The sequence below is a fragment of the Rhodoferax sp. RT4P68 genome, assembly GCF_056521305.1.
In genome coordinates this window covers 83770-95756 of sequence record NZ_JBWMBB010000003.1, presented here as the reverse complement: position 1 = coordinate 95756, position 11987 = coordinate 83770, and the positions used below count along the sequence as shown (strand labels likewise).

The 11987-nt window shown below is 68.6% G+C and carries 12 protein-coding genes; 5 read left to right on the top strand and 7 right to left on the bottom strand.

Features of this window, described 5'->3' with window-relative positions; genetic code table 11:
* The first annotated feature begins 49 nt into the window (after positions 1-49).
* Together AC099J_RS06970 and AC099J_RS06965 are read left to right on the top strand one after the other, a co-directional pair.
* Entirely contained in the window at positions 50-982 is a 933-nt protein-coding gene (locus AC099J_RS06970; protein ID WP_479614508.1) for a class I SAM-dependent methyltransferase, read from the top strand.
* 2 nt (positions 983-984) lie between these two features.
* Entirely contained in the window at positions 985-2415 is a 1431-nt protein-coding gene (locus tag AC099J_RS06965) for an APC family permease (protein ID WP_479614507.1), read from the top strand.
* A gap of 18 nt (positions 2416-2433) precedes the next feature.
* Here the strand turns inward: AC099J_RS06965 and AC099J_RS06960 are convergent, their stop codons facing one another.
* The 6 genes from AC099J_RS06960 to AC099J_RS06935 all read right to left on the bottom strand — a co-directional run bounded on the left by AC099J_RS06960 (position 2434) and on the right by AC099J_RS06935 (position 8902).
* Complete coding sequence (locus AC099J_RS06960) at positions 2434-2727, bottom strand: type II toxin-antitoxin system RelE/ParE family toxin (protein ID WP_479614506.1); 294 nt, start codon at positions 2725-2727, stop codon at positions 2434-2436.
* Complete coding sequence (locus tag AC099J_RS06955; protein ID WP_479614505.1) at positions 2724-2948, bottom strand: addiction module protein; 225 nt, start codon at positions 2946-2948, stop codon at positions 2724-2726. The genes AC099J_RS06960 and AC099J_RS06955 overlap by 4 nt, the downstream gene beginning before the upstream one ends.
* 99 nt (positions 2949-3047) lie before the next feature.
* Positions 3048-5369 carry an esterase-like activity of phytase family protein gene (locus AC099J_RS06950; RefSeq protein WP_479614504.1) on the bottom strand — a complete coding sequence of 774 codons (2322 nt, stop codon included), beginning with the start codon at positions 5367-5369 and terminating at the stop codon, positions 3048-3050.
* A gap of 167 nt (positions 5370-5536) precedes the next feature.
* Complete coding sequence (locus AC099J_RS06945) at positions 5537-6481, bottom strand: LysR family transcriptional regulator (protein ID WP_479614503.1); 945 nt, start codon at positions 6479-6481, stop codon at positions 5537-5539.
* A 21-nt stretch (positions 6482-6502) separates the two neighbouring features.
* Entirely contained in the window at positions 6503-7483 is a 981-nt protein-coding gene (locus tag AC099J_RS06940; protein WP_479614502.1) for a tripartite tricarboxylate transporter substrate-binding protein, read from the bottom strand.
* A gap of 27 nt (positions 7484-7510) precedes the next feature.
* Positions 7511-8902: an alpha/beta hydrolase gene (locus AC099J_RS06935; protein ID WP_479614501.1), complete on the bottom strand. Its 1392-nt coding sequence runs from the start codon at positions 8900-8902 to the stop codon at positions 7511-7513.
* Positions 8903-9093: 191 nt separating this feature from the next.
* On the opposite strand from AC099J_RS06935, the gene AC099J_RS06930 reads away from it, so the two are divergent.
* The gene (locus AC099J_RS06930; protein WP_479614500.1) at positions 9094-9897 is read left to right on the top strand and encodes an IclR family transcriptional regulator; all 804 of its coding nucleotides are present in this window, start codon (positions 9094-9096) and stop codon (positions 9895-9897) included.
* Between the two features lie 20 nt (positions 9898-9917).
* Here AC099J_RS06930 and AC099J_RS06925 read toward each other — a convergent pair whose 3' ends face one another.
* On the bottom strand, positions 9918-11459 hold the full coding sequence (locus AC099J_RS06925) for an MFS transporter (RefSeq protein ID WP_479614499.1): 1542 nt from the start codon (positions 11457-11459) through the stop codon (positions 9918-9920).
* 133 nt (positions 11460-11592) lie between these two features.
* Here AC099J_RS06925 and AC099J_RS06920 point away from each other — a divergent pair, with 133 nt between their 5' ends.
* Both AC099J_RS06920 and AC099J_RS06915 read left to right on the top strand, forming a co-directional pair.
* Positions 11593-11805 (top strand): AbrB/MazE/SpoVT family DNA-binding domain-containing protein, encoded by a 213-nt coding sequence (locus tag AC099J_RS06920; protein WP_479614498.1) that lies wholly within the window; start codon positions 11593-11595, stop codon positions 11803-11805.
* Positions 11805-11984, top strand: a complete 180-nt coding sequence (locus AC099J_RS06915) for a PIN domain-containing protein (RefSeq protein WP_479614497.1) — start codon at positions 11805-11807, stop codon at positions 11982-11984. Before AC099J_RS06920 ends, AC099J_RS06915 begins: the two co-directional genes overlap by 1 nt.
* Positions 11985-11987: the final 3 nt, after the last annotated feature.

The window sequence follows — 11987 nt, the reverse complement described above, 5'->3', positions numbered from 1 at the left end:
CCACCACAATCGCCGGGCACTTGGACACCCGCAACGCAAAGGAGCCGCTGTGACGACCCATGCCTCAGGAAATCTGTCCCGCCGGGCCGCCCTGCTCGGGCTGGCCAGCCTGTCCGCCACCGCCTGGGCACAAACGCCCGCCCCCTACGAGCCGATGCGCGGGCAGGCCGGCAAGGATGTGATCTGGATCCCCTCGCCCGACGATGTGGTGAACCGCATGCTGCAGATGGCGGAGGTCACCGCCAAGGACCGGCTGTTCGACCTGGGCTCGGGCGACGGCAAGATCGCCATCGCCGCAGCGCGCAACTACGGCGCGCGGGCCACCGGGTTGGAATACAACCCCGACATGGTCACGCTGTCCAAGCGCCTGGCGCGCGAGGCCGGCGTGGCCGAGAAGGCGACCTTCCAGCAGGCCGACATCTTCGTGACCGATTTCTCCAGCGCCACCGTGGTCACCATGTACCTGCTGCCCGAGCTGAACCTGCGGCTGCGCCCCAAGCTGTTCACCATGCCGCCGGGCACGCGCGTGGTGTCGCACTCGTTCTCCATGGGCGATTGGGAACCCGACGAGACGGCGCGCGCCGGCACCGGAGAGCTGTTCCTGTGGCGCATCCCGGCCAACGCATCGGGCGCCTGGGCGCTGCGCGCGCCAGGTGTGTTGCCGGCGGCCACGCTGTACATCAGCCAGCGCTACCAGGTGGTCGAGGGCAATGCTGATTTCAACGGGCTGCGCGCGAGTTTGGTGCAGCCGCAGCTCTCGGGCGATCTGCTGCGCTTCGCGCTGCGCGACCCGTCCGGCGTGATGCTGCAGTTCGAAGGCAAGGTCCACGGCAAGCGCATCAGCGGCACCGTCACCCGCCCGGGCCAGGCCGGCACGCCATTCGAGGCCATGCGCGATGGCGATGCCCAGCCCATCGCCGAAGGCACGGCCGGCCCGCGCGAACAGATCGCCGCCCGCCTCGCGACCAGCCAGGCGCGCTGAGCGTGGGCCGGCCGCCCGCAGAGGTTCGCACCGCAGGCGCCGGGGTCGGCGCAACGCCCGGCCCCCTGGCGGGCGCCACCCCTGCCAATGCGCCGCTGAACCTGCGCCACGCCATCGCCATCACGGTGGGCGTGGTGATCGGCGCCGGCATCTTCAAGGCGCCCTCGCTGGTGGCTGGCAGCGTGCCCACTGCGACCTGGATGTTCGCGCTGTGGGCGGCCGGCGGGCTGCTGGCATTGGTGGGGGCGCTGTGCTACGCGGAGCTGGCCAGCACCTACCCCAGCAGCAGCGGCGAATACCACTTTCTCTCGCGTGCGTTCGGGCGCAACACGGCGCTGCTGTACGCCTGGGCGCGCTTCTCGGTGATCACCACCGGGTCGATCGCACTGCTGGGCTTCGTCTTCGGCGACTACATGACGCAGTTGCTGCCGCTCGGCACCCACAGCAGCGCGCTGTGGGCGGCCATCGCCACGCTGCTGCTGACGGCCATCAACCTGCGCGGCATCCGCAGCGGGGCGGAGACGCAGACCTGGCTGACAGGCGTCGAGGTCGCCGGCCTGGTGCTGGTCGTCGCGGCGGCGCTGTGGATGTGGGCCGGCGCCGGCGCGGCCGCACCGGTTGCAGTGGTGCCTGCCGCGCCACCCTCGCCGGCCACGTGGGGCGGCATCGGCTTTGCCATGGTGTTCGTGCTGCTGACCTTCGGCGGCTGGAACGACGCGGCCTGCATCAGCGCCGACCTGCGCGACCGTCGCGCCATCGCGCGGGCGCTGGTGCTGTCGGTGCTGTTCATCACGGTGCTGTACCTGCTGGTGAACTGGGCCTACTGGTCGGTGCTGGGCCTGGCTGGCATGGCCAAGTCGCAGGCCGTGGCCACCGACGTGCTGACGGCCGCGTTCGGCCCGGCGGCGGGCAAGCTGATCGCCGCCATGGTGGCGGTGGCGGCGCTGACCTCGATGAACGCCACCATGATCGTGGGCGCCCGCACGGCCAGCGCGCTGGGGCAGGATTGGCCGGTGTTCCAGGCGCTGGCGCAGTGGGACGAGGCGCGCCGCGTGCCGCCGCGCGCGCTACGCGTGCAGTGCGTGCTGGCGCTGTTGCTGATCGCCCTCGGGGCGGCGTTCCAGGGCGGCTTTCAGAGCATGGTCGAGTACACGGCGCCGGTGTTCTGGCTGTTCTTCCTGCTGGTGGGGCTGGCGCTGTTTCGCCTGCGTGCGACCGATGGCGCCCGCGAGCGCCCGTTCCGCGTGCCGCTGTACCCGGTGCTGCCGGCGGTGTTCTGCGCCAGCAGCGCCTACATGCTGTGGTCCAGCCTGGGCTATGTGCAATCGCAGCAGTGGGGCGGGTTCAACGCGGCCTGGGTGGGCGCGGCCGTGCTGGCGAGCGGGGGCGTTGTGTTGCTGGTGGTGCGGGGGGTGGGGGCGACAGGGCAGTGACTGTTTGGTACGCCACCGTCAGACCCTGCCCAGCCAGTACCCGGGTCGCCGCCGATGTGGCGCCACCACAAGGACTTCGACGTCCGCTCCGACCTGACGGTAAAGGATGTTGTATGGAAAGCCGGGCACGCGATACCGCCTGATGTCGGGCGCACGCTCCAGGCGAAATCTTTGAGGTTGGTCGCAGATCGCGACCATCGCAATCTCAAACGCGGCCAGGTAACGAGCACCCAGGCCGGCGCGTTGCTCTTCGTAGTACGCAACGTGCTCAAGATGCTCGACGCGCGCAGCGTCGGCGAAAAAGTAGCTCACTTCAACAGTGCCTGAGCCTGGCGGCGCACCTCGTCAGCAGACACGCGGGGGACCAGCCCATGGTCGATTTCGTCCGCACGCCGCGCCGCCTCGACGGCCCACAACTGGGCGATCTCGGACTCGGACAATGCATCCAGGCTGGACAGCAGTTGCTCCGCGAGATCGGCCCGGTCCTGCACCGGCAGTGACAACGCTTCTCGACGGATCGTTTCGGTGTTCATGGCGAAATCCTAGCACCGGCGCGCCCCCCGTGCGATCGTTCCCGACGCGGCGGCGCGGCTCCCCCCGAGCACCGCGCGCGCATGGGACGCGCGGGCGCATCAGTTGCCGCTGAGCGCGCCCAAACGGATCAGCTGCGTCTCGCCACTGTTGGCGCCATCGTCCACGCCGTCGTTGTCGTTCACGATGATCCAGTCGCCGTTGGCCAGACGCGCCAGGCCTTCGATCTTTTCGTAGACGTTGCCGCCCGGCGCCTTCAGGTCGGGCAGCAGGTCGCGCACCAGGGTCTTGGTCAACACTGCACCATCGGCCTGGCCGGTGAGGTCGATGCTGAACAGACGCTTGATGCGCGCGTCCGGGCCGAACTGGTTGTCGCGCTCGACCAGCATGAAGCGGTTGTTGCCCAGCGCCGTGATGTCGGACAGGCCGACCCAGCCGCCGTTGGGCGAGGCCACCGCGTCCAGCGGGTAGAACATGAACTGCCAGGTCTGCGCCGCCAGGTCGTAGACGCCGATGCGCGCTTGCGTCTCACCGGCCCAGGCGCGCTGGAAGGCCACCACCAGCTTGCCGTTCGATTCGGCGATGCCCTCGAAGCCGAAGCGCTGCTGCTTCGCGTTCACGTCCGCCGGCAGCTGGATGATCTGCTGCACCCTGCCTGCAGCGCTGAGCTTGAACACCAGGTTGGCCGACAGCACTGGCCGCGCCGCCTCGCCCACGGTGCCCGCGCCTTCGGAGGCGATCCAGAAGCCGCCGTCACTGGCCAGGCTGATGCCTTCGGGGTCGATGTTGACCGAGCCGTCGGCGTTCACCAGCGCCGCCAGGTCGGTCGCATCGAACGCATTCGCGTTCCGCGTCGCCGGCAAGGTGGCGGCCAGCGCGGCGATGCGCCCATCCGGGTCCACGATGCGGATCTCGCGCTTGAGCTGCGCCGGCTTGCTGGCCGTGTCGATCTCGAAGATGCGGTTGCCGCGGAAGAAGCTGTCGTCAATCGCATAGACGACAGAGCCCGTGGGCGCAGCCGCCAGGCCCGACAGCGCGGCCCAGGGGATGGGGGTGCCGTCGGTGCGGTCGGCCGAGACGATGGTCGGGTAGGCGGCGGGCGCCGTCTGGTACTGGTAGATGTTCAGGCTGGAGCGCACCAGGCCGGCGCGGTCGTCAGCTTCGCTGGCCACGATCAGCAAATTGCGCGAGGGGATGGCCAGCACGCCCTCGGGTGCCAGCGCTGCTGGCAGGGCCTGCTTGTAGGCCGGTGCTTGCGGCTGGCTCATGTCGTAGACCGCGACCACGCTGGAACGCTCGGAGGCCACGAACAGATAGTCCGTGCCGTCGAAGCGCGCGAAGTCGACGTTCTCGGGCTCGTTGCCCTTGGCGTCGGAGCGCTTGTCGTTGTAGTGGCCGATGCGCGCCACCAGGTGCTCCAGCGTGTTGCCGGAATCCCAGGCCACGGTCCCGTCCTTGCGAAACAGCGAGAAGCCGCGGCTGCCGCCGTTCAGGTCGCCTTCGTTGGCCGTGGCGAACAGGGTGCTCGAGAGCCAGCTCACCCCATCGGGCTCGCGCAGGCGGCCGGCTTGCGACTGCGTGAAGCTGACCTGGTTGGGCCGTGGTGCATCCGTCAGGTCGATCTGGGCCAGATCCACCGCCCCGGCACTGAAATGCGCGCTGACCCTGCCGCTGGCCAGATCGACCAGCGCGATGTGGTTGTTCTCCTGCAGCGTGACGACAGCGATGTTGTCGTCGTTGATGTCCACGTACTCGGGCTCGGGGTCGGTGGGATACAGCGTGGCGATGCCGGTCATGTCCACCGTGCGCGTCTTCCAGGTGCCGGGGGCGCCGGCCACGTCGACGATGACCAGGCTGCCGACAGGCAGTTGCGGCGGTGCGCCGTCGCCGAAGTCTTCGTCACGCTGGTTCTCGATCACGACGGCGATGTACTTGCCGTCCTTGCTGCGGGCCACCGAATCGGGCTGGCCCGGCAGGGCGATTTCTGCCAGCACGGCGCGGGTGGCAATGTCCACCACCACCAGCTTGCCGCTGGGGCTGGTGAAGCTGGCCGAGGTGTTCACGGCCACCAGCGCCTGCGCGCCCAGCACCGTCACCGAGGTCGGCTCGCCGCCCATGGCCAGCGCGCCCAGAGCGCGCGGCATCTTCACATCGGTGATGTCGACAAAGCCGACCTCGCCCTTGGGGCTGTTGCTGTAGACCAGCGTCATGCCGTCTTCGCTTGCGGCCACGATCTCGGCCGCTGTCGTGTCGTCGGATTCGCAGGAAGCGCCGACCTGGCTGCACACGGCAAAGGTGGCCGTGCGGTTGAAGAACTTCTCGGCGTTGGGCACCGACGCTGCGGGTTCGTCGTCGCCATTGCAGCCAGCGATCATCACGGTGGCCAGGCCGGCAATGGCCAGCGACATCCAGTTCTTCTTCAAAACACGCTCCTCGGGTTGGGGGGTTGGGCGAGCGCGTTTGTAAGTAGATTGGGTGTCCGTTTCATGACACCCGGCGCGCAAGGGCGACGCTCCAACAAGTCCTACGAGTGCGCGCGCCCTGGCTCGGGCTGAGACGCGAGGCGCAAACCGCGGCGACAGCCCAAGGGTCAGACCGGCTTGCCGGCCAGCCAGGGGTCTTCGGGCAGACCGCCGTACTGTTCGACCAGAAAATCGATGAACGCGCGTGTGCGCCGCGGCAGGTGGGTGCGGCTGGGCACGGCGGCGTAGACGTGGAAGCTGGCGGCCAGCCAATCGGGCAGCACGCGCTGCAGCGTGCGGGCGCGCAGGTCGGCCGCCACGTTGAGCGACAGCGCGCCGACAATGCCGCAATGCCCGCGCGCGGCGGCGATCAGCACCGCCGCGTTGGGAGAGCCGATGGCGGCCCGCCGGGGCTGCAGCGTGGCGGTCTCGCGCTCACCGTTGTCGCCGCTGGAGTGGAACAGCCAGACCTTGCGATCGTGGGCCGAATCGGGCACCAGTACGGTGTGCTCGACCACCTGATCGGGCGTCACGATCTCCGCGTGGCGGGCCAGGTACTCCGGCGTGGCGCACAACACCACCTCGGCATGCGCCAGCAGCCGCGCGACGAAGTAGCCTTCCAGTGGCTCGGGGCTGTGGACCAGGATGGTCACGTCGGCGCTGTCGTCGGGCACCACGGCCTCGGCACCGGACAGTTGCAGATGGATGCCCAGATCGGGGTAGCGCTGCGCAAAGAGCGGCACCAGCCGCGCCAGGCTGGCGGTCAAAAACTCCTGCGGCGCCGCCACGCGCAGCTGGCCGCGCAGGGTGCCAGTGGCCTCGGTGGCCTGGTTGTTCGCATCGTCGATGTCTTCGAGGATGACGCGCACGCGCTCCAGATACTGCGTGCCGACATCGGTCAGCGACAGCGCGCGCGTGGTGCGGTTCAGCAGCCGGGCCTTGAGCGACTCTTCCAGCTCGGCAATGGCGCGTGTGACGACCGAGTTGGCGACATTCAGCGCGCGCGCTGCGCCAGCGAAACTGCCTTCGTCCACCACCTTGACGAAGGTGCGCATGGTTTTGAGTTCATCCATGCGCCCATTGTCGGCGCCCGGCTACTTCGCCAGGCCGAGCTTTTCGACGATGGCCTTTTCGGTCTTCATCGTGTCGATGGCGTACTGCTGGTAGGTGGCCCCGCTCATGTACAGCGGCTCCATGTCGAACTTGGCCAGCGATTCCTTGTAGTTGGGCATCTCCATGGCCTTCTTGAAGGCGTCGTGCAACTGCTGCGCGATCTTCGGGTCGGTGCCCTTGGGCACGGCCAGGCCGAACGGCGAGGTCTGCACCAGGTTGATGCCGATCTCTTTCAGCGTGGGCGCGTTGGGGTATTTGGTCGAGCGCTTGTCGCCCCAGGTGGACAGCAGGCGCAGGCGGCCCTGCTCCACATAGGGGCCCCAGCCCGGCGTGTCGGCCACCGACATCACATGGCCGCCGATCACCGCCTGCAGCGATTCGGAGTTGCCCTTGTACGGGATGTGGTTCAGCGTGACGCCGGACTGCAGCGCGATGTTCTCCATCGTCAGGTGCAGCGTGGTCAGCGCGCCGGGCGAGCCATAGGTCAGCTTGCCGGGGTTGGCGCGGGCATAGGCGATGTAGTCCTGCATCGACTTGATCGGCGAATCGGCCGGCACCACCAGGCCGAACGAGTAGCCGGCCAGGTTGATGACGTACTGCAGGTCGGTCGCCGGATCCCAGTTGATCTTCTGCGTGAACGGCAGGCGGAACACCGGCAGCGGGATCTGCGCGATGGTGTAGCCATCGGGCTGCGCCCCCTGCATCATCTGCGCCGGCAGCACGCCACCGGCGCCGGGCTTGTTCTCGATGATGACCGGCTGGCCCAGGATCTTGGACGCGTTCTCAGCCAGCACGCGGAACGGCACATCGGTGGAGCCGCCGGCGGTGAAGCCGATGAGCACCTTGATCGCGCGGTTGGGGAAAGCGTCGGACTGGGCCGTGGCCACGGCTGGCGCCAGGGCCAGGCCGGCGGCCAGCAGCAGGGAAGGAAGAGCGCGTCGGGTCAGGGGTCGCATGGTCATGGATCGGTGTTCCTCAGGAAATGGAGATCAGGGCGCGGGGCAGCTGTTGGGCGTGCGCGAGCGGGAAGAGAACTTGCAGCCGTAGTCGGCACGCGCCACGGTGGCCGCGTCCAGCACCTCGTCGCCAGCGGGCTTGACGCCGTTCTGCTCCCAGTTCGCCATGGCATCGAAGGCCTGGGCCTGCTCTTCCACGGTGAAGTCGCAATGGCTCACGCCGCGGATGGCGCGCTGCACCAGCCACTGGTCGGTGCCCTGGGCGACGGCGCGGCGCTTGTAGATCTGCTCCATGCTGAACGGCACGTACACATCGCCCAGCGTGTGGATGGTGACCACCGGCACGCTGATGCGCGCATTGGTCTTGGGGAACCAGCGCATACCGTCGCGGCGCAGGCGGTTGGCCTCGGGGTCGGCACGCAGACGGTAGGCGGCCTGGTTGAAGGCGGCTTCCGGTGCCGTCAGCGCGTCGTCGTTGTCAAACTGGTAGACGACGCCGGTGGTGTCGTAGCCCTCACGGTTCAGGATGCCGTTGATCGTGCCGTCGCGCCCGAAGGTGCCCCACACGGTGCTGTTCATGCCGCCGGCAAAGCCCTCGTTGAACATGGGCCGCTCGCCGCCGGTGAGTTGCTTGACGATCTCTTTGTACTGGTCGCCCAGTGGCGTGGTGGCGGTGGGAAAGCTGGTGAACAGCGCGCCGCGCACCTGAGGTTGGATCTGCGTCCAATTGGCCACTGGCCAGGCGGTGACGGGCATGCCGGCCAGCTGCTGCGCAGCGATCTGCGAGGCACCGAAATAGTTGTACAGCTCGGTGTCGCCGAGCACGCCGCACATGGGCACGGCACCGTGGTAGGCCAGCTTGTTGTTGGCCGTCTCCAGCGCCTCGCCATCCACCGCCGCAGCGGCGATGTGCCCGCCCATCGAGGTGCCGATGATGTAGGTTTTGCGCGGCGCGGCCAGCGTGCGGCCGTTTTGCGCAGCGATGCTCTGGAACGCCAGCGCCAGCGCGTTGGTGTCTTCGATGCCGGCGCGCACGTCGTAGTAGTTCGTGGAATAGCTGGACGCGGCCCAGGCATAGCCCTGGCGCACCAGGTGCGCGCGGATGCCCGGGTCGCTGACGTTCAGCGTGGCGCCGGTGCCGCCATAGCCGTGGGCGTGCATGACCAGCATGCCGTTCCAGTTCTTGGGCACCTCGACACGGTAGGCGGCGCCTTCCAGCACGCCCCACCAGCGGTCGGTCTCGGGCGCATCGGCCAGCGCGCTGAAGGGCAGCCGGGCCGGGTCGGCCTGGAACTGGCGGCTGTCCTGCGCGCGCGTCTCTTCGGGCTCGGTGTTGTCGTCGCCGCCACCGCAGGCAGACAGCGCGATGGCGCCGGTGAGGGAAAGAAGGATGGCCAGGCGGCCGGTCGAGACGGATGAGATCAAAGCGAGTTGCTCCTGCTGGTGTGGTGGCCGCCGTCTTTGGTCCGCATAGCGAAATTATTTTTTTTGACAACTGACCGGGGTTGTCCAGTATCGGTGCAGGTAATGGGCACCTCCAATAGGGAATTCCATGACGATTGCGCACAAATGTTGCGGTCAAATAATTCCGCCAAGAGAAATTACATGAGGAACAAATGGGCCGCACCAAGCAGATCGATTTCGAGGAAGGCGCCGACAGCCGGCGCTTCGTCACCGCGCTCGCGCGGGGGTTGGAGTTGTTGGCCGCCTTCGACGTCGACGAGAAGTGGCTCGCCAGCACCGAGCTGGCGCGGCGCACCGGCCTGCCCAAGCCGACCATCGCGCGGCTGGCCTACACGCTGTGCGTGCTGGGCTACCTGCGCCATTCACGCGAGAGCGGCCACTACGCACTAGGCGACAGCCTGGCGGCGCTGGGCATCACCATGGTCTCCAACCTGAAGCTGCGGCGCATCGCCCGGCCCTACATGCAGGACCTGGCGGACCGCTACGACATCTCGGTCTCGCTGGGCATCCGCAACGGGCTGGACGTGCTGTACGTGGAGAACTGCCGCTCCGGCGCGCCGCTGTCGCTGGGGTTGGACATCGGCTCGCGCATCCCGATCGCGGCCACGGCCATGGGCCACGCGATGCTGGCCGTGATGGAGCCGAAGGAACGCGAGCGCCTGCTGGCCGAGATCCGACAGGCCGAGGGCACGCGCTGGCCGCAGGCGCAGCAGGCCATCGGCGAGGGCCGCGCGCAGTGGCAGGCGCGCGGCTTCACGCTCGTGGTGCGCGACTGGCAGACGGACATTGCCGGCGTGGGCGCGGCGATCCGCCAGCCCGATGGCCGGGTGATCGCCTTCAACGCGGGCGGTCAGGCCAGCAAGTTCCCCCACACGCTGCTGGAGCAGGAGATCGGGCCGCAGCTGGCGCGCATGGTCAAGGGGATGGAACCGTTCGTGCGGGACGAGGAGGCGTAGGCAGTTGCCCTGGGGCCCGATTAGTGCGCCGCGGCCGCGCTCGCCGGCGCACGCAGCAGCCGCCCCACCATCACCGCAGCCACCGCGACCAGCAGCGCGCCGGCCCAGGCCGTGGCCTGCAGCGCATCGGTGAAACCGCCGCGCGCAACCGTCAGCAGCGCGGCGGCCTGTGCGGCCGGCAGGCTCTCGGCCAGGTGCACGGCACCCCCCAGCGAGGCGCCAGCGGCGTGCAAGGCATCGGCCGGCAGCCCCGGCAGCGCAGCTCCGGCCAGCGCCTGCCGATAGACCACCATGCCGGCGCTGCCGAAGAGCGCGATACCCAGCGCACCGCTGAATTCGGACGCCGTCTCCGACAGCGCCGAGGCCGCGCCCGCGCGCTCTGGTGGCGCCGTGGTGATGATGATCTCGTTGCCGATCGTGAACACCGGCGCCAAGCCCAGGCCCATGATGACCGTGGCCGGCACCAGCCACCACAGGCCCTGGCCCAGCCCGAGCAGCACGAAGCCCACAGCCGCGGCCGACAGGCCGACCACCAGGATGCGGTCGCGCGGCCAGCGCGCCGCCAGTTGCGGCGACAGCAGCGAGCCGATGACGAAGCACAGCGACCAGGGCAAGGTCGCCAGCCCGGCCCGCAGCGGCGATAGCCCCAACACGAGTTGCAGGTACTGCGTCATGAAGATGTAGACGCCGAACATCGCCAAGCAGGCCAGCGCATAGGCCGCCAGCGCCGCGCGGAACGGCGCGTGCGCGAACAGCCGCAAGTCCAGCAGCGGGTAGTCGATGTGGCCTTGCCGGCGCACGAACAGCGCGCCCACGGCCAGGCCGGCCAACGTGGTGGCCGCAGCCACGAAGCGGGGCCCGTGCTCGGCAAACTGCTTCAGGCCGTAGATGGTGAGCAGAACCGCCGCCAGCGACAGCGCGACGCTGGGCAGGTCCAGGTGGCCGGCATCGGGGTCGCGGTACTCGGGCAGAAAGCGCGGGCCGAGCGCCAGCGTCAGCGCCATGACGGGCACGTTGACCCAGAACACGGCGCCCCAGTGGAAGAACTCCAGCAGCACGCCACCCACCAGCGGGCCGATGGCGCTGCCGAGCGAGAACGCCGCGATCCACACGCCGATGGCGAGTTGGCGCTGGCGCGGGTCGTGGAACATGTTGCGGATCAGCGCCATGGTGGACGGCGCGATGGTCGCCCCCGCCAGGCCCAGCAGCGCACGCGCCGCGATCAGCAGCTCGGCCGTGTCCGCCAGCGCGGCCAGCGCCGAGGCGATGGCGAAGAACGCCGCGCCGATCAGCAGCAGCCGGCGCCTGCCGATGCGGTCGCCCAGCGTGCCCATGGTGATCAGGAAGCCGGCCACGAAGAAGCCGTAGATGTCCAGGATCCACAGCAGCTGCGCGCTGGAGGGCTGCAGCTCGCGGCTGAGCACTGGCAGCGCCAGGTTCAGCACCGTGAGGTCCATGGCGTAGACCAGGCAGGGCAAGGCGAGCACGGCCAGGCCGATCCATTCGCGGCGGGTGGCGGGGGTGGGCACGGGGGTGGGCACGTGGGTGGGAACTGCAGGCATGGGATGTGGAATCTACCGGTTGGCGGTGTCGACACGACGAACGGGTGTGCGCCAAGTCGACGCCATTCACTCCCGGTCCAGGATCAGCGTGTACTCCTACAACTGATGCATCGATCACCTTGGGAGGCATGCCATGACGGCCACAGCGACTCTGTCCAGCAAGTTCCAGATTTCCATTCCCAAAACAGTTCGTGAGGAACAGCACTGGGAAGCCGGCCAGGAACTCGTGTTCATCCCGAAGGGCAAGGGCGTATTGGTCATGCCCGTGCCGAAACTGGAGGAGCTGTACGGTATTGCGAAAGGCGCGCGCCCAGATGGCTACCGCGACCGCGAAGATCGCCATTGATGGCTGCGGCCTTGCGCATCGCGTTGCTGGCGGCGGATCTGCACCGTGCGCACCGCTTGGCAACTGCCGACGCGATTGTGTACGCCACAGCGTTGCAGCAAGGTGCTGACCTGCTCACCTGCGACGCGCACTTTGACGGGCTGCCAGGGGTCGCCTTTTTCTCCAAAGCCCGGCCCTGAGCC